The following is a 23,939-nucleotide window of genomic DNA, read 5'->3' on the forward strand; positions in this document are numbered from 1 at the left end:
TGCCGAGCCTGCGAGGCTGCGTCCGGCGGCGCAGCCGTCGTAGAGTCGGCAAACAAGGTCTGCCGATACACCGCAAGTTCCGGTTTTACGACGGCTGCGCCGCCGGACGCAGCCTCGCGAGCTCGGCAGCTGCTACGTGAGTCGAGGTGCGACGACAGGTGGCCGAATAATGTTGGATTGGGGAACCTTTTAAAGCACCGAGGCGTCCACTCCCCCGTTACGACCACTCGTCGGGGGCCTGAAACACCTGCAATTCAGCCTGACGAGGCTGTGCTCATGGCTCGCTATCACGCCGCATTGCCGGCCTGAACGAGCTGCTTCTCGCGAACATTTCTTCGGCAGCCAAGTAAGGCATTGCCAGTGTTCGCCGACTGAAAAAAGGAGTCCGCCTGTGGCTATCCACTATGGCAAAGGGCTGATAGGAGGCGCGCTGGTAATCGCCCTTCTGGCCCTGCTGATCCACTGGATCGGCATCAACACGATCGAACATTACCGCGACGATTTGTTGTTTTACCTGCAAGCTCATCTGATTCTTGTCCTCGCTTCCATGCTGGCCGCCCTTGTCGTGGGCATTCCTGCCGGCATCCTCCTCAGCCGCCCGTCCATGGTCGGCCGCGCCGAACGCTTCATGCAGTTCTTCAATATCGGTAACACCGTGCCACCACTGGCCGTGCTCGCGATTGCGCTGGGCATCCTCGGCATCGGCAGTGGCCCGGCCATCTTCGCCCTGTTCCTCGCTTCATTGTTGCCCATCGTGCGTAACACCTACGAAGGCCTGAAAAACGTCCAGGGCTCGCTCAAGGAAGCAGCGGTCGGCATTGGCATGACCCCGCGCCAGGTGCTGTGGAAAGTCGAACTGCCGAACGCCGTGCCGATCATCATCGGTGGTGTTCGCGTGGCGTTAGCGATCAACGTCGGGACAGCGCCGCTGGCGTTCCTGATCGGTGCTAACAGTCTCGGCAGCCTGATATTCCCCGGCATTGCCCTGAACAATCAGCCGCAGTTGCTGCTCGGCGCGGCGTGTACCGCGTTGCTGGCCCTGCTGCTCGATGGCCTGGTGACCCTCGCCAGCCGCCTCTGGCTCGAACGCGGCTTGCGCCCGTCTTAAGCCCCGGCAAAGGAATCGTCATGAAAACATCAAGCTTTTTACTAGGCTGCGTTCTGCTGTGCGCAGGATTTGCCCAGGCTGCGGAAAAACCGTTGATCCGCATCGGCGCCCGGGTGTTCACCGAACAGACCCTGCTCGCGGAAATCACCGCTCAATACCTACGCAGCAAAGGTTATGACGCTCAGGTCACCGGTGGCCTGGGCAGCAACCTGGCCCGTAGTGCCCAGGAAAGCGGTCAACTGGACATGCTCTGGGAATACACCGGCGTGTCCCTGGTGTCCTACAACCATGTGACGGAGAAACTCGACAGCCAGCAGTCACTGGCACGGGTCACTGAACTGGACGCGAAGAAAGGCCTGGCCTGGCTCTCGCCGTCGAAATTCAGCAACACCTATGCACTGGCGCTGCCGGCAAACATCGCCGCCGAGTACCCGCAAGTCCGCACCATCAGTGACCTCGACCGCACATTGCGCGCCGAGGCCAAGGACAATCCGCTGGTGGCGCTGGACACCGAGTTTGCCAACCGCTCCGACGGCCTGGCCGGCATGGTCGAGCGCTACGGCATGGACCTGACCCGTAAAAACATCCGGCAGATGGACGCCGGTCTGGTCTACACCGCCCTGCGCAACGGCCAGGTGTTTGCTGGCCTGGTCTACACCACCGACGGACGCTTGAGCGCGTTCAAGCTCAAATTGCTGGAAGACGACAAACACTACTTCCCCGACTACACCGCCGCGCCAGTTGTGCGTCAGGCGTATCTCGATGCACATCCGCAACTGGCAGCCCAGCTCAAGCCGCTGGCCGACCTGTTCGATGACGAAACCATGCGTCAGCTCAACGCCCGGGTTGATGTCGATCATCAAAGCCCTGCATCCGTTGCCGCAGATTTCCTGCGCCAGCATCCCTTGAACTGAGGAGGAGACGACATGGATTTTCTCAACGCCTTTTCCCATCTCGACTGGGCGCAAGTGCTGCACCTGACCTGGCAACACATCACCCTGGTCGGCATCGCCGTGAGCCTGGCGATTCTGGTCGGCGTGCCGCTGGGCATTCTGATGACGCGGTTCCCAACTCTCGCAGGTCCCTTGCAGGCCAGCGCCACGGTGCTGCTGACCATCCCGTCGATTGCCCTGTTCGGTTTGTTGTTGCCGGTGTACTCGACATTCGGCCAGGGCCTGGGGCCGATGCCGGCGATCACCGCGGTGTTTCTCTACTCGCTGCTGCCGATCATGCGTAACACCTATCTGGCCCTGACCAGCGTCGAGCCGGGCATCCGCGAAGCTGCGCGCGGCATCGGCATGACCTTCGGCCAGCGCCTGCGCATGGTTGAGCTGCCCATCGCCGTGCCGGTGATCCTCGCCGGCGTGCGCACCGCCGTGGTCATGAACATCGGCGTGATGACCATCGCCGCCACCATCGGCGCTGGCGGCCTCGGCGTACTCATCCTCGCTTCCATCAGCCGCAGCGACATGTCGATGCTGATTGTCGGCGCCGTGCTGGTCAGTGTGCTGGCGATCATCGCCGACCTCTTTCTGCAAGTGCTGCAACGCTCGTTGACCCCAAAAGGACTCCTGAAATGATCGAACTTCAAAACCTCAGCAAGACCTTCCAAAGCAACGGCAAAGATGTGAAAGCCGTGGACTCGGTGAGCCTGACTGTCAATGAAGGCGAAATCTGTGTGTTCCTCGGGCCCTCGGGTTGCGGCAAAAGCACCACGCTGAAAATGATCAACCGCCTGATCAAGCCGACCTCGGGCAAGATCCTGATCAACGGCGAAGACACCACCGACCTCGACGCTGTGACGCTGCGGCGCAATATCGGTTACGTGATCCAGCAGATCGGCCTGTTCCCGAACATGACCATCGAAGAGAACATTGTGGTGGTGCCGAAGCTGCTCGGCTGGGACAAACAGAAATGCCACGACCGCGCCCGCGAGTTGATGAACATGATCAAGCTCGAACCCAAGCAATACCTGCATCGCTATCCGCGGGAGTTGTCCGGTGGTCAGCAGCAGCGGATCGGCGTAATCCGCGCACTGGCCGCAGATGCACCGTTGCTGTTGATGGACGAACCGTTCGGCGCGGTCGACCCGATCAACCGCGAAATGATCCAGAACGAATTCTTCGAGATGCAGCGGGCGCTGAACAAGACCGTGATCATGGTCAGCCATGACATCGACGAGGCGATCAAGCTCGGCGACAAGATCGCGATCTTCCGCGCCGGCAAGCTATTGCAGATTGATCACCCGGACACGTTGCTCGCGCATCCGGCAGACGAGTTTGTCAGCAACTTCGTCGGTCAGGACAGCACACTCAAGCGCCTGCTGTTGGTAAAAGCCGAAGACGCGGCGGACAACGCGCCCTCCGTCAGCCCGCAAACCCCGGTGGCCGAAGCGCTGGAGTTGATGGACGAGCACGACCGACGCTACGTGGTGGTCACTTGTGCCGAGAACAAAGCCCTGGGTTACGTGCGCCGTCGCGACCTGCACCGCCAGACCGGCACCTGCGCGCAGTACCAACGCGAGTTCAACGCCACGGCGGCGTACGACGAACATCTGCGCATCCTGCTGTCGCGCATGTACGAGTTCAATCGGGCGTGGTTGCCGGTGATGGATGCCGAGCGAGTGTTTTTGGGTGAGGTGACACAGGAATCGATTGCGGCCTACCTGAGTTCCGGACGTTCGCGGAGGATGAAGACCAATATCGTCTCGCCTGCCGAGGCAGAGATCGCCTGATCAATAAATAGTCAAAACCGAACTTGTGGCGAGGGAGCTTGCTCCCGCTGGGTCGCGAAGCGGCCCCTCTTTGCAAAAAAGAGCGGGGACTGCTGCGCAGTCCAGCGGGAGCAAGCTCCCTCGCCACAGATTTTTTACGGCTTCAAACGCTGGAAAAAAATATCAACATCACGGTATTTAACAGCCCTGCAAAAGCGCCCGCCGCATCATCCAAAATCCCCCTCAGACCACTCTCTCGCCCCTAACGTCGCCGAAGTTGACGCCATCACACTTATCTATGACTTGGCGCACAACAGCAGCGAACGTGCAGATATTTTTAACACTTAACAAATCCTGGGGAACATCCGACTGTCATCTGAGTCGGTTACAAAGAGTGATGCTCGCAACGCGCGTCAGAAGAGTGCAAAAACGCGACATTTTTTGTTGATCTCAAGCCCCTCACGCCCTAAAGTTCGCGCCGAACGTCCATGCTGGAAACGATCCATCCGGCTCAAGTACTGACGACGAGACAGCAAGGCCAAGGGCGCAGCGCTCCCATGGCCTTTTTGCTTTCGGCGACATGCCTTGGGAAGTAGGCGAACCAAAGTGGGGATACGGAGGACGTTCATTTGCACCCATTGTTTTTACCCGTTTGCCATTAGGAGCTCCCAGGTATGTCGATCCAGGTCGAAGACTATTTCGCGCGCGAAACCTTTCAGAAAATGAAGGCGTTCGCCGACAAACAGGAAACCCCGTTCGTGGTGATCGACACCGCGATGATCGCCCAGGCCTATGACGACCTGCGCGCCGGTTTCGAATTCGCCAAGGTCTACTACGCGGTCAAGGCCAACCCGGCCGTCGAGATCATCGACCTGCTCAAAGAGAAAGGTTCGAGCTTCGACATCGCCTCGATCTACGAGCTGGACAAAGTGCTCGGTCGCGGCGTCAGCGCCGACCAAATCAGCTACGGCAACACCATCAAGAAATCCAAGGACATCCGCTACTTCTACGAGAAGGGCGTGCGCCTGTTCGCCACCGACTCCGAAGCCGACCTGCGCAACATCGCCAAGGCCGCCCCAGGTGCAAAAGTCTACGTACGCATCCTGACCGAAGGCTCGACCACCGCCGACTGGCCGTTGTCGCGCAAATTCGGCTGCCAGACCGACATGGCCATGGACCTGCTGATCCTCGCTCGCGACCTGGGCCTGGTGCCTTACGGCATCTCGTTCCACGTCGGCTCGCAGCAGCGCGACATCAGCGTCTGGGACGCGGCGATCGCCAAGGTCAAAGTGATCTTCGAACGCCTGAAGGAAGAAGACGGCATTCACCTGAAGCTGATCAACATGGGCGGTGGCTTCCCGGCCAACTACATCACCCGCACCAACAGCCTGGAAACCTACGCGGAAGAAATCATCCGCTTCCTGAAAGAAGACTTCGGTGATGACTTGCCGGAAATCATCCTCGAGCCAGGCCGCTCGCTGATCGCCAACGCCGGCATCCTGGTCAGCGAAGTGGTGCTGGTCGCGCGCAAATCCCGCACCGCGGTAGAGCGCTGGGTGTACACGGATGTGGGCAAGTTCTCCGGCCTGATCGAAACCATGGATGAAGCCATCAAGTTCCCGATCTGGACCGAGAAGAAGGGCGAGATGGAAGAAGTGGTCATCGCCGGCCCGACCTGCGACAGCGCCGACATCATGTACGAAAACTACAAGTACGGCCTGCCGCTGAACCTGGCCATCGGTGATCGCCTGTACTGGCTGTCGACCGGTGCGTACACCACCAGCTACAGCGCTGTTGAATTCAACGGCTTCCCGCCGCTGAAGTCGTTCTACGTGTAACCGACACGTTCCAAAAAAAAAGGCCCATGCGTACATGGGCCTTTTTTATTTGCGCAGCCAATTCTCCAATTCGCTGATCATCGCCAGGCATTCGGTTCCGCCTTCGTTAATGGAGGCCAGGTTGAAATTCAACTCGCCAAGCCTGGAGGCACTCTTTGCCTGCAAGAGTTCGTTGATCACACCATCAGTACGATGATAAAGCCCTTCAAGGAACACTCCCATCCGCGAACTGACAGAGGAAAAAGCACTGAACAGAGCTGCCACATCGGCCTTGTATTCTGAGGCCCGCAGAGACGCATTCGAATTGGAATAATCGATGTCCCAGACCGGTGTGGTCACAAGTTGGCGGAACAACTCCTGTACAACAGTGGGCGTTGTATGGCACTGACAGCAGCGATGGTCCATTGCACGTAAAAAGACTGATTTGAGTCCAAATGACTCGTCATACACTTCCACAACCGTGTACTTGAGCTGTCGTATCGCAGCTCTCAATCCATAAAATCGAAGCGCCAACTCATGAATCAAGTCCGGAATGTTCCTGGGTGGAAACAATTGCCAGATCGGGGATCTGGAGAGACTGAATAACCTGAAATCCACCAGGCCTATGGGTTCGTTCCGGGAGGTTTGCCGGGTTATTTCCAGCGCTTCATGGGTGAACACTTGAAGATCTTCAACATACCCGCTGCTCAGAAGTCGTACATCTTCAGTGCGCCCCCAAAAACCCTGCAGATATTGCTCATTGAAGCGGGCATCTTCCAAACGCGAATCCCTGGCCAGAACCGCCAGTTGATGGCCGCTTTTTCTACGCTGCTCGAATACCACCGGTATATTGCGGAAAGTCGGATGCAGGGAACCAAGAAACCGCGTGTATCGATCCAACACTAATCGTTGCGCTACCGTCAATTCATAGTCGAGTATGTTCATGTTCTTTGGAGGAAGGTGAGCGTATGCCCCCCTCCTCAACTCATTATTATTAAGAAATGCGGTTCAAATATTGATTGAAACTCAAGATCCTGGAGATCGCCATGTCCGCTCGATCCTCGACTGGCAACGAGAGATCTTGTTTCAACTGGAGAGAAAACTTCGAAAAATCTTCAATCGCCTTCGAAAATTCAACCAGATATTTCGAACGACCATCATCCAGCTCATCCAGCGCCTCGATCAGCTCAATCTTCCCATCAAGGCTGGCGATATCTTTGGTGTATTTCTGCACTTGCACCTTCAACTCGCTCGCTCTTTCTTTGAGCCGATTGTAGGCGGCCAGCATATTGAGAAAAGAAATCGCCCCTCCAATGCCAGAGATCAGTTTCTTTAGCGTATCAATCGCCAGCAAGGCGACTTGAACCTGGGGAGGTGCCAAACCTAATGTTTTGAGACTATCCATTGAAAGTTGAGCTTCTTCGCCGATTTTTTCGATCCCGGCAGTTGCAATCAAATCAATGGCTTCGGAGACACCTTTCATCTCCTCACCCAGTTCAGCGAGTGTCACATTGGCTTTAGTCTTTTGCGCCTCAGCGAATTCACGATCCTTCACCAGTATCATCACCAATTCCTGGGAGCCACTTCGATCATAAGAGACGCCGAGACCTTTATGAATGCTTTTTAGATCCTGAGTTTCGGTAAACATCTTCCCGTAAACGTCTTTTAAAACAACTTCCATATCTTCACGAACTTCGTCCGCATCGGCTGGATCACTCAGCTCAGCTTTATAAGACTTCAGTTTTTTCTCGGCACGGTCCAGATGGATATTCACTGACTGAGCCTGGCGGCGCAGGTCGAAGGTAGACCCGTTGATGGCAGTCGCCAGATTAGTCATGACGCTTACAGTACCTGGCTGATAATTGAATTGTTCGAAGAGCATCTGTACCGAAGTATTCGTTTCCTGCACAGCGGCACTATGCACACGTAGAGCATCCATGCTGAAGGCGGGTTCGACGGCGTAACTGTTTATTGTACCCATGATCGTCCTACTCCGAAAAACCAATTTATTACTTTCATATTCCTTATCCGCTTCTGCAAATACACCCAACAACTGATCGGCACTGGTCCTTATCTTTTCCCAAGGCGCAATCACATCGAGAATCTGATTCTTGAATCGTCGCAAGGTGGTCGCCTCGGTCATGTTGTTCACGTCACCGACGGACGCAGCGATGTAATCACTGAGCGCATTCCACACCAGCATGAGGTTTTGAGTTGCCAGCTCGGCTTCGACTGCGACGTAGCTCAGGTTTTGCAGGTCATCACGTACCCTGTTCAAGGAGCTCAGCGTCTGGTTTTTGCTGGCCATCTTCTGATTTTCTGTCTGTTGCAGTTGCTTCAATCTATTACGTTCTTTACGAATTTTTTCAGCTTTGACGCCCTGATAGATACCAAGAATCAGCCCACCGATGTTAAACGTTGAAGCAGCCTTGATCGCCTCTTGAACCATCTGATCGTATTGCTTGTTAAGCTCATCAATCTCCTTGGCGCGCCCATCAATTTCACCTTGTAGCGTTTGAATATCGGCCTGATAGGTATTTTTGGAAACTTGTGCCAGCCGCAACTTTATCTCCGGAAGCACCTTTTCGCGCATATCAGTACCAAAACTATCAAGTTCCATTCGGACATGTTCGGCCTTCTGATGACATAGTCGGACCTTTGCCAACAAATCATTGAGATAAGCTCTGATATCCAGTCCATCATCCGCAGACAACTCAAGTTCGGGAAGGCCCGGAATCTGCTTTTTCAGATTCAGATATTCTTCCGGTGTTTTGATGTCGTGCTCTTCCAGATACTTTGATGCTTTCAGGTCTTCATAGACTTCTACAATCCCATTGCCCGTCCTGATAATGCTCCCCGCGAATATCTTCAAGTCAGTGCCGGTCAGCATTATTTTTTCGCGTAAGGGCGACCAGCGCCTGGCATGTTCATAGGTCATGCTGAATGTGCGCAAGAAGTCCGGTGCAGTCAGTCCAGTGCTGCCCTGATCACCAGCGCCATAATTCAAATAGGCAATGACATCTTGCAGCCGTACAGGAAGCGACAGCCCCAAGGTTTCATACCTTCTAAGGCTGATGATCTGCTCCTTGGTCAATTGGATACCGGTTTCCCGGTTGTACTCTTCATCGTGCCCCAGCGAGGCATTCACAAATACTTGTGGCGCCTTGGTGGCAGCCTCGACTATTTTATTACTTATTCCCGACACCATCAGAGACTCCTTGTCTTCTTAGGATTTCAATAAAAACCAATTAATCACAATACTAACTGGACATTTCCAACATCCATCACAATATTGTTGAAGCGACACTAATGCACACAGACAAAGAACCACAAGCCTTCAAATATTAAATTTAAAGACAACTGACAGCGCATTACAAAATTAAAATCAACCCATAACCAAAACTTGCAAAAGGCAACGCACACCTTCATGCAAGGTTATTTAGAGTGCAAAACTGATTAACAGAAAAAAAGAAATAATCACCTGCCGCTACATTGCAACCAGCTGCGACAGTCGTTGTCGATAGGCTTGCGCCATCGCGCAAATGCGTGGGTTATTGGCGCTCTGCAATGACTCGATGCTCACGCGCAGGAAATTCACGTTGCCTGCGGCCAGAGCCTTGCGCAACCATTCCAGTGCCTCGTCGGTTCGTCCTTCTTCAGCTAGTAAGGCGGCAAAACTGAACTGACCACGAAAATCTCCGCCCTCAGCCGAGCGTCGATACCATTCCCGAGCCCATGGTCGATCCTGCGGGCAGTGCACCCCTTCTTCCAGATAACGGCCTAACAGGTTCATGGATTTGGCGTGGCCCAACTCTGCGGCGCGGCGATACAACGCGACGGCTTGCGCCGGGCTTGGCGTGACGCCACGCCCGGTTGCCAGAAGATTGGCGAGGTTGTACATCGCCCAGTCCAGCCCTGCCTCGGCCGCAACCTGATAATGCCGTGCGGCCATCGAAGCATCGGCCTCACAACCCCAACCATGCTCATGACAACGGCCGAGCATGTTGCGCGCCATCACATGCCCGCGTCGCGCGGCGATGTCGAACCAGCGCAGCGCCAGCGGCCGATCCTGAGCAATGCCCTGCCCATCCAGCAAAATCTGCCCGAGCAACGCCTGCGCATCAAGGACGTCTTCGCGGGCCGCGATCAGAATCGCCTGGGCCGCCCGAGCCGGACTTTCGTCGAGCATTGCGCGCAGGCGCTCACCGTCGAGCGTTTCCTCGCGGCGTAAACGAAAATCCGCCACTTACACCTCGACCCAGCGACGCAACAGGTTGTGATAGGTGCCGGTCAGGCGGATCAGCGATGGATGATCAGGCACATCGCGGGTCAGTTGCTGGATTGCCCCGTCCATCTCGAACAACAGGGCGCGCTGGCTGTCTTCGCGCACCAGGCTTTGAGTCCAGAAAAACGAGGCGAATCGTGTTCCACGCGTCACCGCGTTGACCTTGTGCAGGCTGGTGCCGGGGTAAAGCACCATGTCGCCGGCAGGCAGCTTCACCCGCTGGGTGCCGAAGGTGTCCTGGATTTCCAGCTCGCCGCCGTCGTAATCCTCGGGCTCGCTGAAGAACAGCGTGGCGGACAAATCCGTGCGCACCCGCTCGATGCCGCCTTTGGGCTGTCGCACCGCGTTGTCGATATGAAAATCGAAACTGCCACCGGCGGTGTAACAGTTCAGCAGCGGAGGAAAGACTTTGTGCGGTAACGCTGCCGACATGAACAACGGATTTTTCCACAGCCGGTCCAGCATCGCCGCGCCGATCTCCTTGGCCAGCGGGTGGCCTTCCGGCAACTGCAAATTGTGCTTGGCCTTCGCCGATTGGTAACCCGCGGTGATTTTGCCATCGGCCCAATCGGCCTGTTCCAGGGCCTCGCGAATGCGCTGCACCTCGTCTTTTTCGAACAGGCCTGGAATGTGCAGCAGCATGGCAAAGACACCTGAAAACAAAGGGGCGTCAATGATATTGATTCTTATTGCCTGTGTAAAACCCCACAGACGAACGAGACAGCAAAAACCGTAAGGGTAAATTGTAAAGAATGTAAATTCAGCGCGAATAGTAATATTTCGCAATTGATACAAATACGTGTTTACCCTATATTCCGCCGCCTCAAATCCTTGGGGAGGGGAATTCAAATGTCACGTCAACAACCACAAGTACCGGTCAGTTCACCACGTCTGCTCGCATCCGCCATCGGCATGGCGATTACTGCCGGCTCTGCGGGCCACATGGTTTTCGCGGCGGAAAAAACCGACGAAAAAGCACCGGACAAAGTGATTTCGCTGGGCGCCACCGCCATCACCGGCGAAGCCCAGGACGAGACAACCTACAACGTAGAAAAAGCCTCCTCGCCCAAGTACACCGCGCCGCTGATCGACACGCCGCGCTCGGTGACCGTTGTTCCGCAACAAGTCTTGAAAGACACCGGTTCGCTCAACCTGCAGGACGCGCTGCGCACTGTTCCAGGCATCACCTTCGGTGCCGGTGAAGGCGGTAACCCGCAGGGCGACCGCCCGTTCATCCGCGGCTTCGACGCCCAGGGCGACACCTACCTGGACGGCGTGCGCGATACCGGTTCCCAGAGCCGCGAAATCTTCGCCGTTGAATCGATCGAAGTCAGCAAAGGCCCGAACTCCGCCATCGGCGGTCGTGGCGCCGCGGGCGGCAGCATCAACCTGGTCAGCAAAAAAGCGCACCTGGGTGATTCGCTCGATGGTGGCTTCACCTGGGGTTCCGACCAGACCCAGCGCTACACCTTCGATGGCAACTACCAGTTCACCGATACCGCCGCTGGCCGTCTGAACCTGCTGAGCCACGAGAGCAACGTCGCCGGGCGTGACAGCGTCAACTACGACCGTTGGGGTGTTGCACCGTCCCTGGCTTTCGGCCTGGGTACCGATACTCGCGTCAACCTCGACTACTACCATCTCGAAAGCAACGACACGCCGGACTCGGGAATTCCGTACTCCATCCCGGTCGGTGGCTCGACTGCCCGTACCAAGGCCAACCCGGACAAACCGAATGACGGCGGCGACAGCAGCAATTTCTATGGTCTGACCGACCGCGACTTCCGCAAGACCCGCACCGACACCGCGACCTTCGCCATCGAACACGACCTGAGCGACGCGCTGACCATCAAGAACACCCTGCGCCACGGCACCAGCATGCAGGATTACATCCTGACCCAGCCGGACGACAGCAAAGGCAACGTCAACAACGGTAGCGTCTGGCGCCGCGCGAACACCCGCGTGAGCAACACCGAGACCACCACCAACCAGACCGACCTGTTTGGTGATGTCTACATCGCCGGGTTCAAGAACAGCTTCTCCACCGGTGTCGAGTACACCCACGAGGAAAGCGAAAAATCCTCGTACAACGTCAACACGGATACCACCCCGGGAACGGCAGCGGTGACCACCAACTGCTCGCCGGCACTGATTGGCGCGCCAAGCGGTTACAACTGCACCTCGCTGTCCAACCCGAATCCGAATGATCCGTGGAACGGCGCCATCTCGCGCAACTACGCCGGCACCGACACCAAGGCCGACACCTACGCGCTGTACGTGTTCGACACCCTGACGTTGTCCGAGCAGTGGCTGGTGAACATGGGCCTGCGCTACGACCATTTCGACACCAGCTACAAAACCTTCAACGGCTCCAGCGTGACCACGTCCAAGGGCGATGACACCAGCGAATTCGTTACCGGTCAGTTCGGCGTGGTGTACAAGCCAGCCGAGAATGGCAGCATCTATGCGTCCTACGCGACGTCTGCCACGCCACCGGGCAACACCCTGGGCGAAGGTTCGGAAGGCAACCCGTTGGGTGGCACGCCGGATCGCAACGGCAACCTGCTGAAAAGCGACATGGAGCCGGAAACCACCAAGAACTACGAAATCGGTACCAAGTGGGACCTGTTGAACGATCGTCTGTCCGTGACCGCCGATATCTTCCGCACCGAGAAAGACAACGCTCGTGTGCAAACCAACACCACCACGTTTGAAAACGTCGGCAAGACCCGCGTTCAAGGTGTCGAACTGTCGGCCAGCGGCAAGCTCACCGACAAGTGGCAAGTGTTCGCCGGTTACGCCTACATGGACAGCGAGCAAGTCGATGGCGGTGACCTGCCGGCAAACAAAGTCAACAACGGCAACGAACTGCCTAATACGCCGAAAAACAGCGCCAGCCTGTGGACGACCTATCAGGTCACGCCAAGGCTGACCATCGGTGGCGGTGCGTTCTATGTCGATGACGTGTTCGGCAACGTAGCCAATACCACCATGGTTGATTCCTACGTTCGTTACGACGCGATGGCGGCCTACAAGCTGAGCAAAAACGTCGACCTGCAACTGAACGTGCAGAACCTGACCGACGAAACCTACTACGACAAGGCGTTCTCGACTCACTTCGCCAACCAGGCGGCCGGTCGTACCGCTTTGCTGAGCACCAACTTCCACTTCTGATCGATGTAAAAACTGTGAGAGCGGGCTTGCTCGCGAAAGCGGTCCGTCAGCAGACATTGACGTTGACTGACACGACGCCTTCGCGAGCAAGCCCGCTCCCACAGGGAATGCGCTCGAAAGACCAGGCCCCGTTCAACTGAACGGGGCCTTTGTGCGTAAAAAAGAATGCTTCTCGACAACGCCACGGCATAATGCGCGGCGTGATGAATCAATTTGAACGAACAAGGCGAGCGACGTGTTGAAGAAAACCCTGTTCCAGTTGCACTGGTTTTTCGGCATCAGCGCCGGGCTGGTCCTGGCCCTGATGGGCATCACCGGGGCGACGGTGTCGTTTCAGGATGAAATCCTGAGTACGCTCAACCCTTCTGTGTTGCAGGTCGAGAAACAGGTCGCCGGTGTGCTGCCGCCCGCCGAACTGGTGGAGCACATCGAAGCCGTGTCGGGCAAAAAAGTCTCGATGCTCACGGTGGAAACCGACAGTGGCAACGCCGCCAAAGTGTGGTTCACCCCGCCACCGGGTGAACGCCGTGGCGAGATGCGCTACTTCGATCCGTACACTGCCGAATTCCTCGGCGACGCCACCGGCCAGGACTTTTTCGGCCTGATGCTGCAACTGCACCGCTTCCTCGCCATGGGCGAAACGGGTCGGCAGATCACCGGCGCGTGCACATTGATTCTGGTGTTCTTCTGTCTGTCCGGCCTGTACTTGCGCTGGCCTCGCCAGTGGAGAAGCTGGCGTGCCTGGCTGACCCTGGACTGGAAGAAAAAGGGCCGCAGCTTCAACTGGGACCTGCACTCGGTGGCCGGCACCTGGTGCCTGGTGTTTTACCTCCTGGCGGCGCTGACCGGGTTGTCCTGGTCCTACGAGTGGTACAACAAGGGCCTGACCCGGTTGCTCTCCGACTCACCGCAGAACGAACGCGTTCGTGGCGCACGCGCCCCTGCGCCAAGCGGTCCGGCACCGACGGCCGATTATGTGGCGATGTGGAGCAGCATCTACAGCGCGGCCGGTCCGCATCTCAGTTCCTATAACGTGCGCATGCCGCCAGTGGCCAGCCAACCAGCGACCGTTTACTTCCTGCTGAAAACCTCACCCCACGACCGTGCGCTGAACCAGATCACCCTCGACCCGGCCACCGGCGTGGTCAAACGGGTTGACCGCTACAGCGACAAGAGCCTCAAGGCGCAACTGCTGACCAGCATTTATGCGCTGCACGTCGGCAGTTACTTCGGCATCGTCGGGCGCATCATCCTGACCCTCACCGCGCTGACCATGCCGTTGTTCTTCATCACCGGCTGGTTGTTGTACCTGGATCGTCGGCGCAAAAAACGCCAGGTCAAGGCAGCCCGCAAGGACCTCGTGCAAACCGCCAGCGATACGCCGGCGTGGCTGATCGGTTTTGCCAGCCAGAGCGGGTTCGCCGAGCAACTGGCCTGGCAGACCGCCGGGCAATTACAGGCCGCGGGTCTGCCGGTGAAGGTGCAGCCATTGGCGGACGTCAGCGAGCAGGATTTGCAAGATTCGAACAACGCGCTGTTCGTCGTCAGTACCTTCGGTGACGGCGAAGCGCCGGACAGCGCCAGGGGTTTCGAACGCAAGGTGCTGGGCCGCACGCCAAGCCTGGAACGCCTGAACTACGCGGTCCTCGGCCTCGGTGACCGGCAGTATCAACACTTCTGCGGATTCGCCAAACGTCTGCACACCTGGCTCGGTGAGCACGGCGGCAAGACCTTGTTCGCGCCAGTGGAAGTCGACAGCGGCGATCCTTACGCCTTGCGTCACTGGCAACAGCAACTGGGCCTGCTGACCGGCCACGCCCCCGTCGATACCTGGCAAGCGCCCAGCTACGACAACTGGACCCTGGCCCGTCGTGAACTGCTCAACCCGGACAGCAGCGGATCCCCTGTGTATTTGCTCGGCCTCAGTGCTCCGACTACCAGCAGTTGGCTGGCGGGCGACCTGGTGGAAGTACTGCCGCGCAATTGCCCGTGGGCCATCGAGCACTTCCTCGACGGCCTGGGGATTCACGGTGAGACCAAGGTGCAGCTCAACGGCCTGGAGGAAACCCTCGAACAGGCCCTGGCCAGCCGCCAGTTACCGGAGAACCGCGCCCATCTGGTCGGTCTGCACGCGCAGGCGCTGGCAGAGGCCCTCGTGCCGCTGGCCATGCGCGAATATTCCATTGCGTCGATCCCGGCCGATGGTGTGCTGGAATTGATCGTGCGCCAGGAAGTGCATGTCGATGGCAACCTTGGCGTCGGTTCCGGCTGGTTGACCGAACACGCGCCAGTGGGCAGCTCCATCAGCCTGCGCGTACGGCGCAACAGCGGTTTCCATCTGCCGGCCCAACCGGTGCCGATGATCCTGCTGGGCAATGGCACCGGGCTTGCCGGGTTGCGCAGCCTGCTCAAGGCACGGATTGCCGACGGCCAGCAACGTCACTGGCTGCTGTTTGGCGAGCGCAATCGCGAGCACGACTACCTGTGCCGTGATGAGTTGGAAGAATGGTTGATTGCCGGCGACATCGAGCGCCTCGACCTGGCGTTTTCCCGGGACCAGGCTGAAAAGATCTACGTACAGGATCGCCTGCGTGAATCGGCCGACGAGCTGAAGAAATGGCTGGCCGAAGGCGCCGTTATTTACATCTGCGGCAGCTTGCAGGGAATGGCTTCAGGGGTGGACCACGTGCTTAACGAAATGCTTGGCATTGAAGAGGTTGACCGCTTGATTGAGCAAGGTCGATATCGACGGGACGTGTACTGATAAAGCTGAAGTTCAATAAAAGATCGTTCCCATACATGGGAACGATCATATTAATATCTGGACAAGCGGCAGACTCAAGATGACTTTATTTCATCTTCGCCTGCCGATTGATTTTGTTTATTCAACCATGCATCGAGCTCTTCAAGTTGTTCGCGGCCTGGGCATTGGACGTTAGAGCAATTGTTATTCAGGCTGCACATGTAGTTGCAGTCTATGCCCCTGGGGAAGCCACCCTCATCAACGATACATTGATCGCTGGTACCACTTCGGTATCTACCATCTCGATCATTATCTCTACCAAAAAAAACACAAAGTACTGGTCGCCAGGACTACTTATGTCGCAATAATAACCACCGACCAGCCCCCAATTGCCATTACACAAACCAGCATTGGTTTCATTTGCCTCTGCGCAGGCAGTAAGAAAAAGTGTGCAGAAGATCACATACACAACTGTCTTCCATGATGTTTTTGATTGCCCATTAATGACTTTCATCAGTGTTCCTCGCTTGAATTCAAGCTTGAAACATAAATAAAAAACCCAGCGAAAAACACCTATCAGATATGATAGGCATATATATTAACGGGCCATCAATCGCACAACTCTTAACCTGGCAAGTTCTGTAATCAGTTGAGCAATTGACCACTTCTTACATCGACTGCAACTTCTGTTCAAACACACTGACCCCGTCCAGATCACGCAACACCACACTCAACTCCCCGCTCTGCCCATCGATATTCACCTCGCCAAAAAACTGAAACCCGGCAAACGGCGAGACGTTCTGCGCGGGTGGCGCCTTTTCGAACACCACTTCGGGGCCGAAGGTCTTGTCCAGCGGGTTAGGCCCGAAGCTGCCTGCATTCAAAGGTCCGGCGACGAACTCCCAGAACGGTTCGAAATCCTGAAACGCCGCCCGATCCGGGTGGTAATGATGGGCCGCGCAGTAATGCACATCCGCAGTCAGGAAGAGGAAATTGCGCACCTGCTGCGCTCGCAGAAAACCGAGCAATTCGGCGATTTCCAATTCGCGACCCTGGGCCGGCCCCGGGTCACCGTTGGCCACGGCTTCCCAGCGCGCGACACCGGGGCTGACCTCGCCGTCAGGCACGCCGAGGCCAATGGGCATGTCGGCGGCGATCACTTTCCATTGCGCGTTCGAGGCCTGCATTTCGCGCTTGAGCCAGTCCAGTTGCGCACGCCCGAGGAAGGGTTTTTCAGCGCCAAGATTGTCATCGTTGGCGCCACGATAGCTGCGCATGTCGAGCACGAACACATCGAGCAGCGGTCCGTAACCCAGCTTGCGATAGATCCACCCGCCGCCATCGGCGCTCTGCAAGCGCATCGGTGCATACTCGAGCCAGGCCTGGCGTGCGCGGTCCACCAGGCTGTGGATATCTTTGTCCTGGTAACGCGCATCCAGCTGTTTGCCCGGCGACCAGTTGTTCACCACTTCGTGGTCGTCCCATTGCCAGATCTGCGGGACCTCGGCGTTGAAGCGACGGATGTTTTCGTCCATCAGGTTGTAGCGGTAATTACCGCGATACTCATCGAGGGTTTCGGCGACTTTGCTCTTGGCCTCGGTGGTGATGTTGCGCCACATCCGGCCGCCTTCCGTGGTGAGCTGCGCCGGGATCGGGCCGTCGGCGTAAATGGTGTCGCCGCTGTGGATAAAAAAGTCCGGCAAACGCAGGCGCATTGCTTCGTAGATGCGCATGCCACCAATGTCCGGGTTGATGCCGAAGCCCTGGCCGGCGGTGTCGCCGCTCCAGACAAAACGGATGTCGCGCCGGGTTTGCGGCACGCTGCGCAAGTGACCGAACCAGGGTTCGCTGGCAACGCCGCTCTGGGCGTCTTCGAACTGCACGCGATAGAAAATCGCCTGGTCGGCGGGCAACCCGGTGAGTTCGACCCGTGCAGTGAAATCGGTGCGCACATCGGCCAGGGGCGAGACGAATCGTCGAGGGTTCGGAAACAGGCTGCGGGTGTCCCACTCCACCACCATCCGTGCGGGGCGGTCGCAGCGGCTCCAGATGATCGCCCGGTCGCCCAGCAGGTCGCCGGACTGCACGCCGTCGGTGAGTTGCGGCCGATCCTTGACCGAAGCGATCACCGCCGGCGCCAGCCCCGGCAACAACAACCCGGCGCCGACCGCCTGCATGACACGACGGCGGCTGATGTCGAATTCGCTCATGGTGTTCTCCCTGAAAAAGGAAAAACTAAAGCATGGACCTATGACCCTGGCATGACACAGATCCCTTGTGGGAGCGGGCTTGCTCGCGAAGGCGTCGTGTCAGCCGAAATACTCATTGCTGACACGACGCCTTCGCGAGCAAGCCCGCTCCCACAGGGGCAGGTGTCAGGCGGTGACGGGTTCTACCGCCAACTCCAACGTCTCCGGCCGCTTGACCAACGCATACGCCACCGCCGTCAACAGACTTCCCGCGACAATCGCCAGCAGATACAACAGCGCATGGTTGATCGCATTCGGGATCGCCAGCACGAACAACCCACCGTGGGGCGCCATCAATTTGCAGCCGAAATACATCGACAACGCACCAGTCAGCGCGCCGCCAGCGATGCTCGCCGGAATCACCCGCAACGGATCTTTCGCCGCAAACGGAATCGCCCCTTCGGAAATGAAACACAACCCCAGCACCAGCGCTGCTTTACCGGCTTCGCGTTCGGTCTGGGCGAACTTGCGTCGGGCAATGAACGTGGCAATGCCCAAGCCAATCGGCGGCACCATGCCGGCAGCCATGGTCGCCGCCATCGGCGCGTAACTCTGCGACGCCAGCAACCCGACCGAGAACGCATAGGCGGCTTTGTTGATCGGTCCGCCGAGGTCGACGCACATCATGCCTCCCAGCAACACACCCAGCAGAATCGCGTTGGTGGTGCCCATGCTGTCGAGGAAATGCGTGAGACCGGCGAGCATGCCGGCGACCGGTTTGCCGACCACATAGATCATCACCAGACCGGTGAACAGACTCGCCAGCAGCGGGATGATCAGGATCGGCTTCAGCGCCTCAAGACTTTGCGGCAAACGCGCATAACGGTTGATCGCCTTGGCCGCATAACCGGCCAGAAAACCGGCAATGATCCCGCCGATGAAACCGGCGCCCAGGGTGCTCGCCAGCAGACCACCGATCATCCCCGGCGCGAGGCCCGGACGGTCAGCGATGGAATAGGCGATATAGCCTGCCAGCAGCGGCACCATCAGCTTGAACGCGGTGTCGCCACCGATCTGCATCAACGCCGCCGCCAACGTGCCCTGCTCCTTGAATGCGGTGATGCCAAATACGAACGACAGGGCGATCATCAAGCCGCCGGCCACCACCATCGGCAACATGAATGACACACCGGTCAGCAGGTGTTTATAGGCGCCGGTTTTCTCTGATTTGGCTGGGCCCTTGGCGCTGCTCGAAGCGCTTTCCTGCTGGCCTTCGACCAAGGCTTTGTTCAAGGTCGCTTCAGCTTGCTTGAGGGCAATGCCGGTGCCACAGCGATAGATTTTCTTGCCGGCGAAACGCTCGGTGGCGACTTCGATATCGGCCGCCAGCAGCACCACATCAGCCTCGGCGATCGCTTGCGCGCTCAATGGATTGCGCGCGCCGACCGAGCCCTGGGTTTCCACTTGCAAGTCATAGCCCAGGCACTTGGCCGCTTGCTGCAAGGCCTCGGCGGCCATGAACGTGTGGGCTACGCCCGTCGGGCATGCGGTGACGGCCACCAGTCGCGGCGTGTTTTTGGCGACCGCTACCGGTTCGACGACGGCTTCGACGGCGGCGTACACCTGAGCGTCCTGCGCACCGCGCCGCAGCACGGCGTCCACGTCTTGCAGGGCCTGGGCCGGGGTACTCTGGAACACCCGCTTACCGACAAACCGTGACATGTCCACCGGCGCGCTGGTCACCAGCAGCACCCACTCGGCCGCTTCGAGGGTGGCCGCCGACAATTGCTTTTCGGGATGCGCGGCATCGGTGACTTCGACACTGGTGCTCCAGCCCTGACGCTGGGCCGCGGCATCGAGCAGCCGGGCACACAGCACACTGGTGACCATGCCGTTCGGGCAGGCCGTAATGATGGCTAACTTCATGACAAACCCTCTTATTGTTCTGTCAGGGGACGCACGCGCACACCCTGTTCGAGCTGCGCCAGTTGCGCCGCATCGCCAATGCCGAATCCGATCTGGGTCACCGCCATCGCGGCAATCGCCGTGGCGGTGCGCAAGGTCTGCTCCGGCGTATCGGCGCTGAGCAAACCGTGGAGCATCCCCGCCAGCAACGAATCACCCGCGCCCACCGTGCTGGCGACGCTGACCCTGGGTGGCGTGGCATGCAGCGCCGAGCCGACGCTGAACCAGTTCACCCCCTCGGCACCGTGGGAGATCACCACATGCTCGATACCCTGAGCGTGCAAACGCTCCGCCGCCTCGGCTTGGGCGCTGACCGACACGACCTCGCAATCCAGCACCTCGGCCAGCTCTTCAGTGTTGGGTTTGATCAGCCATGGTCCCGCTTTGAGCGCTGCACGCAACGCATCGCCGCTGGTGTCGAGGGCGACGTTCAGACCCAGTTGCTTCAAGCGCAAAATCAACGCCTGCAACCACTGCGCGCTGACGCCCAATGGCAAGCTTCCGGCGACCACCACCGCATCGTGCCCCGGGGCAATCTGCTCCAGTCGATCCAGCAAGGCCTGCTGCGCCGCTTCGCTGACCTGCGGCCCCGGCCCGTTGATGTCGGTAATGCGGCCGTCGCTTTCCGCCAGTTTGATGTTGCTGCGGGTTTCCCCGGGAACGCGGATGAAAGCGTCGACAAAACCGCGTTTGGCGAACAGCGTTTCGAACGCTTGCAGGTTGTCTTCGCCAAGAAATCCACTGACGGTCAACTGATGCCCGAGGTCCGCCAGCACTTGCGCCACGTTCACGCCTTTGCCGGCGGCGTGGGTGTGCATCACGTCGCTGCGGTTGACCTGGCCAGCTTCCAGGCGCGGCAACTGGACGGTCAGGTCCAGCGCGGGGTTGAGGGTCAGAGTGAGAATCCGGGCCATTACAGGGCCTCCACTAGTGCGCGCACTTCATTGGCGCTGCCCACGGCCAGGGCCTGTCGGGCAAGGGTTTGAGTCTGAGTGAAGCCCAGTTCGCGAATCCGCGCCTTGACCTCGGCAATGCTGCGAGCCCCGACGCTGAGTTCATCCACCCCGAGGCCGACCAGCACCGGCACCGCCAGCGGGTCGGCCGCCAGTTCACCGCACACACCGACCCATTTGCCATGAGCATGGGCCGCGCGCACGGTGATGTCGATCAGTTGCAGCACCGCCGGATGCAAGCCATCGGCCTGGGCCGACAGCGTCGGATGGCCACGGTCGATGGCCAGGGTGTATTGCGTCAGGTCATTGGTACCGACGCTGAAAAAGTCGACCTCCCTGGCGAGCACCGGCGCCAGCAATGCCGCCGACGGCACTTCGATCATGATCCCCAATTGCAGGTCGGCAACCGGGATTTCCAGGCGCAGACGTTCGGTCATGTCACGGGCCTGACGCCATTCATCAACGCTGCCGACCATCGGGAACATGATCCGCAGCGGACGGTTGTCGGCGGCCCGCAGCAAGGCGCGCAGTTGCGCTTCCATGATCTGCGGGCGCTGCAAGGTCAGGCGAATGCCGCGCACGCCGAGGAACGGGTTTTCTTCCTGCGCAATCGGCCAGTACGGCAATGGTTTGTCGCCACCGACATCGAGGGTGCGCACCACCAGCGGCCGCCCGGCCAGACCGTCGAGGACACGGCGGTACTCGGCTTCCTGGGTCGCCTCGTCGGGCGCTTGCGGGTGGGCCATGAAAATCAGTTCGGTGCGCAACAGGCCGATGCCTTCGGCGCCCTGCTCCACCGCGCCAGCCACACCGGCGCTTTCACCAATGTTGGCGAACACTTCGACGGCGTGGCCATCGCTGGTCAATGCCGGTTGATGACGCCGCTCAGCTGCTGCCTTCAAGCGTTGCTCGCGGGTATCGCGTTCGGCCGTGGCGCGCTGCAAGGTCGCCGCGTCAGCGTCCACATGCAGACGACCACGCTGACCATCGAGCAGCAAAGGCGTACCCGGTGCCAGCAACAACACGCCGGGGCCGGCGCCGACTAAGGCCGGAATACCCAGCGCCCGGGCAACAATCGCACTGTGCGCCGTAGCGCCACCCCGGGCGGTGAGAATCCCCGCCACACGTGCCGGATCGAGACGCGCGACGTCGGACGGACCGACCTCGTCCATCACCAGAATGTACGGTTGATCCGGTTCGCTCGGGGTTTCGATGCCACAGAGCTGCATCAGCACCCGACGCCCGATGTCGCGCAAATCGGCAGCACGCTCGGCGAGCAAGGCATCCTGCAACGCTTCCTGCTGCCGGGCCGCCGCTTCAATCACAACCATCCACGCCGCCTCGGCGCTTTCGCCCTGCTTGAGGCGCGTGTTGACCTCATCGGTCAGTTCCGGGTCGTCGAGCATCTCTTGGTGGGTGATGAAGATTTCGCGAATGGCTTTGCTTTTGCTGCGCTCGATCAAGCCCTGGATGTCGCGACGCACCTGCGCCAGGGCGAGCTGGAGACGTTCACGCTCGATGGCGGCGGACTCGCCGCGCAACGGGTAATCGATGGCTTGCAGCACTTGAATATGCGCCGGCCCGATCGCGATCCCCGGCGCGGCGGCAATCGCCTGAACCATGCTGCCCGATTTCGGGGCGAGGACCACTTCAGCCACATCGGCAACGATTTCGCGTGCCTGGCTGACCGGCGGCAGCGGCTCGACTTCTTCACCGAGGCCTTCTTCGATGGCGGCCAGCAAGGCCGGCAACGCATCACGCGCAATGCCTGGCTCGGCGATGATTTCCAGTACCTGTCCCCGACGGGCGCCAAGGCTGAGCAACTTGCTCAAGCTCTTTACCGACACCGCGCTGTCGTGACCATCGACAATGCGCACGCGGATTTCACCTTCGAAACTCTTTGCCAGTTGCGCGAGGATTTTCGCCGGGCGCGCATGCAAGCCGTGGGCGTTGGCCAACGCAATTCGCGCGCTGGGCCAGTCGGCGGGCACTTCACCACCGAGCACCTCGAGGACTTTGCGGCTGCTGGTGGCGTGCCCCAATTCATGGCCACGCCCTTCGATCAACAGCGCGCACAGGCGTTCGAGCAGGGCTTGATGGGCCTCACCGAGGCTGGCCAGGCAGAACAGTCCATTAAGGGGTTGGCCGAGGTAACGCAGCGGTTTGTCCGGGGTGACAAACGCCAGGCCCGGACGTTTCACCGTCTGCTCGCTGTGTAGCCACCACAGGCCATCGCCCAGAGGCAGTGCTTCAACCTGCTGCAGCACGGCGGAGAAACCGTTGCTCACGCAGTCGGCCTGACGCAACAAACGCGCACCGCGCCAGACCAGCTCCTCGAAATCTTCGGCCGCCACACCGAGGCCGATCATCTGCGCATCCAGCGCCAGTTCCTGCGGCGCGCCTTGCAGCAACTTCAGCAAGGCTTCGGCGGACCCGGCGCGGCGCAGGGCCTGGCCCAGGTCCGTCTCGCCGAGGGCGCGGGTCAGCAATTGCAACAGACGCAGATGTTCATCGGATTTGGCGGCGATACCGATCGCCAGGTAAACGATATGACCGTCGCCCCAGTCCACGCCGTCGGGGAACTGCATCAGGCGCACACCGGTGGTGAACACCTGGTCGCGGGTTTCAGGCGTACCGTGGGGGATGGCAATACCTTGACCGAGAAAGGTCGAGCCCTGGGCTTCCCGTGCCTGCAAACCGGCGAGATAGCCCTCGGCAACCAGGCCGTCGACGACTAGATGGCGGGCCAGCAATTGCAGCGCTGCGGACTTATCCACAGCCGACTGGCCCATGGAAATCTGCTCTACAGTGAGCTCGAGCATGCTTTCTCCTTTTTGGCGCCTTGGGGCACCAGGTATTGTTTTGAATGAATCAGCTCAGGCGCCTGGCCATCGCTTTTGGCGGTTTCACGGCAGTACCGGCCAAAGGCGCCTTTAACGTAGAAAATACGCTTGCTGAAACGTTTAATCTAGAATGAATGGCACGTTACTCG

At 58.8% G+C, this 23,939-nt stretch carries 16 protein-coding genes; 7 read left to right on the forward strand and 9 right to left on the reverse strand.

Annotation, left to right across the window (positions count from 1 at the left end; all coding sequences use genetic code 11):
• Positions 1 to 391: 391 nt before the first annotated feature.
• The 5 genes from PMI28_RS10645 (at position 392) to PMI28_RS10625 (ending at position 5,659) form a co-directional block, all read left to right on the forward strand.
• Positions 392 to 1,108, forward strand: a complete 717-nt coding sequence (locus PMI28_RS10645; protein WP_007988628.1) for an ABC transporter permease — start codon at positions 392 to 394, stop codon at positions 1,106 to 1,108.
• A gap of 20 nt (positions 1,109 to 1,128) precedes the next feature.
• Entirely contained in the window at positions 1,129 to 2,022 is an 894-nt protein-coding gene (locus PMI28_RS10640) for a glycine betaine ABC transporter substrate-binding protein (protein WP_007988629.1), read from the forward strand.
• Between the two features lie 12 nt (positions 2,023 to 2,034).
• A complete protein-coding gene (locus PMI28_RS10635) occupies positions 2,035 to 2,688 on the forward strand; it encodes an ABC transporter permease (RefSeq protein WP_007988630.1) in 654 nt (217 codons plus the stop codon).
• Entirely contained in the window at positions 2,685 to 3,842 is a 1,158-nt protein-coding gene (locus PMI28_RS10630) for an osmoprotectant ABC transporter ATP-binding protein OsmV (protein ID WP_007988631.1), read from the forward strand. The genes PMI28_RS10635 and PMI28_RS10630 overlap by 4 nt, the downstream gene beginning before the upstream one ends.
• A gap of 653 nt (positions 3,843 to 4,495) precedes the next feature.
• Positions 4,496 to 5,659 carry a type III PLP-dependent enzyme gene (locus tag PMI28_RS10625; RefSeq protein ID WP_007988632.1) on the forward strand — a complete coding sequence of 388 codons (1,164 nt, stop codon included), beginning with the start codon at positions 4,496 to 4,498 and terminating at the stop codon, positions 5,657 to 5,659.
• A 45-nt stretch (positions 5,660 to 5,704) separates the two neighbouring features.
• Here PMI28_RS10625 and PMI28_RS10620 read toward each other — a convergent pair whose 3' ends face one another.
• The 4 genes from PMI28_RS10620 to PMI28_RS10605 all read right to left on the reverse strand — a co-directional run bounded on the left by PMI28_RS10620 (position 5,705) and on the right by PMI28_RS10605 (position 10,565).
• Positions 5,705 to 6,583 (reverse strand): hypothetical protein, encoded by an 879-nt coding sequence (locus PMI28_RS10620; protein ID WP_007988635.1) that lies wholly within the window; start codon positions 6,581 to 6,583, stop codon positions 5,705 to 5,707.
• 49 nt (positions 6,584 to 6,632) lie between these two features.
• A complete protein-coding gene (locus PMI28_RS10615; protein WP_007988637.1) occupies positions 6,633 to 8,846 on the reverse strand; it encodes an alpha-xenorhabdolysin family binary toxin subunit A in 2,214 nt (737 codons plus the stop codon).
• A gap of 279 nt (positions 8,847 to 9,125) precedes the next feature.
• Entirely contained in the window at positions 9,126 to 9,884 is a 759-nt protein-coding gene (locus PMI28_RS10610; protein WP_007988639.1) for a tetratricopeptide repeat protein, read from the reverse strand.
• Positions 9,885 to 10,565 carry a Fe2+-dependent dioxygenase gene (locus PMI28_RS10605; RefSeq protein ID WP_007988641.1) on the reverse strand — a complete coding sequence of 227 codons (681 nt, stop codon included), beginning with the start codon at positions 10,563 to 10,565 and terminating at the stop codon, positions 9,885 to 9,887.
• A gap of 207 nt (positions 10,566 to 10,772) precedes the next feature.
• Between PMI28_RS10605 and PMI28_RS10600 the strand changes: the two genes are divergently transcribed.
• Both PMI28_RS10600 and PMI28_RS10595 read left to right on the forward strand, forming a co-directional pair.
• Positions 10,773 to 13,097, forward strand: coding sequence for a TonB-dependent receptor (locus PMI28_RS10600; RefSeq protein ID WP_007988643.1), 2,325 nt, complete (start codon positions 10,773 to 10,775; stop codon positions 13,095 to 13,097).
• A gap of 235 nt (positions 13,098 to 13,332) precedes the next feature.
• Entirely contained in the window at positions 13,333 to 15,861 is a 2,529-nt protein-coding gene (locus tag PMI28_RS10595) for a sulfite reductase flavoprotein subunit alpha (protein ID WP_007988645.1), read from the forward strand.
• 211 nt (positions 15,862 to 16,072) lie between these two features.
• Here the strand turns inward: PMI28_RS10595 and PMI28_RS10590 are convergent, their stop codons facing one another.
• The 5 genes from PMI28_RS10590 to ptsP form a co-directional block, all read right to left on the reverse strand.
• Complete coding sequence (locus PMI28_RS10590) at positions 16,073 to 16,354, reverse strand: hypothetical protein (protein ID WP_007988646.1); 282 nt, start codon at positions 16,352 to 16,354, stop codon at positions 16,073 to 16,075.
• A 154-nt stretch (positions 16,355 to 16,508) separates the two neighbouring features.
• Positions 16,509 to 18,050 carry an alkaline phosphatase D family protein gene (locus PMI28_RS10585; protein ID WP_007988648.1) on the reverse strand — a complete coding sequence of 514 codons (1,542 nt, stop codon included), beginning with the start codon at positions 18,048 to 18,050 and terminating at the stop codon, positions 16,509 to 16,511.
• Positions 18,051 to 18,215: 165 nt separating this feature from the next.
• Complete coding sequence (locus tag PMI28_RS10580) at positions 18,216 to 19,955, reverse strand: PTS fructose-like transporter subunit IIB (protein ID WP_007988650.1); 1,740 nt, start codon at positions 19,953 to 19,955, stop codon at positions 18,216 to 18,218.
• 11 nt (positions 19,956 to 19,966) lie between these two features.
• Entirely contained in the window at positions 19,967 to 20,908 is a 942-nt protein-coding gene (gene pfkB, locus PMI28_RS10575; protein ID WP_007988652.1) for a 1-phosphofructokinase, read from the reverse strand.
• Positions 20,908 to 23,769: a phosphoenolpyruvate--protein phosphotransferase gene (ptsP, locus tag PMI28_RS10570; protein WP_007988654.1), complete on the reverse strand. Its 2,862-nt coding sequence runs from the start codon at positions 23,767 to 23,769 to the stop codon at positions 20,908 to 20,910. Before ptsP ends, pfkB begins: the two co-directional genes overlap by 1 nt.
• Positions 23,770 to 23,939 lie beyond the last annotated feature (170 nt).

Source organism: Pseudomonas sp. GM48 (assembly GCF_000282335.1).
In the GTDB taxonomy this organism is placed as follows: domain Bacteria; phylum Pseudomonadota; class Gammaproteobacteria; order Pseudomonadales; family Pseudomonadaceae; genus Aquipseudomonas.

Coding starts and splice junctions, on each gene's coding strand:
- PMI28_RS10640 (WP_007988629.1), top strand. CDS start 1,129: ATGAAAACATCAAGCTTTTTACTAGGCTGCGTTCTGCTGTGCGCAGGA.
- PMI28_RS10635 (WP_007988630.1), top strand. CDS start 2,035: ATGGATTTTCTCAACGCCTTTTCCCATCTCGACTGGGCGCAAGTGCTG.
- PMI28_RS10615 (WP_007988637.1), bottom strand. CDS start 8,846: ATGGTGTCGGGAATAAGTAATAAAATAGTCGAGGCTGCCACCAAGGCG.
- PMI28_RS10590 (WP_007988646.1), bottom strand. CDS start 16,354: ATGAAAGTCATTAATGGGCAATCAAAAACATCATGGAAGACAGTTGTG.
- pfkB (WP_007988652.1), bottom strand. CDS start 20,908: ATGGCCCGGATTCTCACTCTGACCCTCAACCCCGCGCTGGACCTGACC.
- PMI28_RS10625 (WP_007988632.1), top strand. CDS start 4,496: ATGTCGATCCAGGTCGAAGACTATTTCGCGCGCGAAACCTTTCAGAAA.
- PMI28_RS10600 (WP_007988643.1), top strand. CDS start 10,773: ATGTCACGTCAACAACCACAAGTACCGGTCAGTTCACCACGTCTGCTC.
- PMI28_RS10580 (WP_007988650.1), bottom strand. CDS start 19,955: ATGAAGTTAGCCATCATTACGGCCTGCCCGAACGGCATGGTCACCAGT.
- PMI28_RS10620 (WP_007988635.1), bottom strand. CDS start 6,583: ATGAACATACTCGACTATGAATTGACGGTAGCGCAACGATTAGTGTTG.
- PMI28_RS10630 (WP_007988631.1), top strand. CDS start 2,685: ATGATCGAACTTCAAAACCTCAGCAAGACCTTCCAAAGCAACGGCAAA.
- ptsP (WP_007988654.1), bottom strand. CDS start 23,769: ATGCTCGAGCTCACTGTAGAGCAGATTTCCATGGGCCAGTCGGCTGTG.
- PMI28_RS10585 (WP_007988648.1), bottom strand. CDS start 18,050: ATGAGCGAATTCGACATCAGCCGCCGTCGTGTCATGCAGGCGGTCGGC.
- PMI28_RS10605 (WP_007988641.1), bottom strand. CDS start 10,565: ATGCTGCTGCACATTCCAGGCCTGTTCGAAAAAGACGAGGTGCAGCGC.